The organism is Shewanella sp. SM55 (assembly GCF_025654025.1).
Taxonomy (GTDB): Bacteria; Pseudomonadota; Gammaproteobacteria; order Enterobacterales; family Shewanellaceae; genus Shewanella; species Shewanella oncorhynchi.
Genome location: NZ_JAKKRS010000052.1, coordinates 1 through 524, shown reverse-complemented (window position 1 = coordinate 524; position 524 = coordinate 1). Strand labels below are relative to the sequence as shown.

At 41.4% G+C, this 524-nt stretch carries 1 tRNA gene; it reads left to right on the top strand.

The features are described from left to right. The first annotated feature begins 16 nt into the window (after positions 1–16). Positions 17–92: transfer RNA gene (locus tag L5L91_RS22675), tRNA-Ala, on the top strand. The last annotated feature ends 432 nt before the right edge of the window (positions 93–524 follow it).

The window sequence follows — 524 nt, the reverse complement described above, 5'->3', positions numbered from 1 at the left end:
CGCACTGCATGTAAATGGGGCTATAGCTCAGCTGGGAGAGCGCCTGCCTTGCACGCAGGAGGTCTGCGGTTCGATCCCGCATAGCTCCACCATTTACACCTTATTCTGACTTTATTGCAAAGTAATAAGGCATATGCACTATGGATAGAGATGCCAAAGATAAACTTAAAAATTATCTTTGGCTTTTTTAAGCCCGCTCTTTAACAATTTGGAAAGCTGATAGTATTTAATTGCATGAGTCTGTCATGTGATTAATTACAAAACGTTTAATGCGCAAGCATTGAACATGAGTTCTCAAACACTTTATTAAGTGTCTTGAATATTCAATAGTAAATTATTCTTTATTGAATAGTTTACGTCTAAGGCGCGTCCACTTCTTTGGTCAGAAGTGAGACAAGTAAAACCAAGCTGGTCGCAATGCGACGCAGATGAGTGAAACTCATTTGGGTTGTATGGTTAAGCGACTAAGCGTATACGGTGGATGCCTTGGCAGTCAGAGGCGATGAAGGACGTAGTAACTTGCG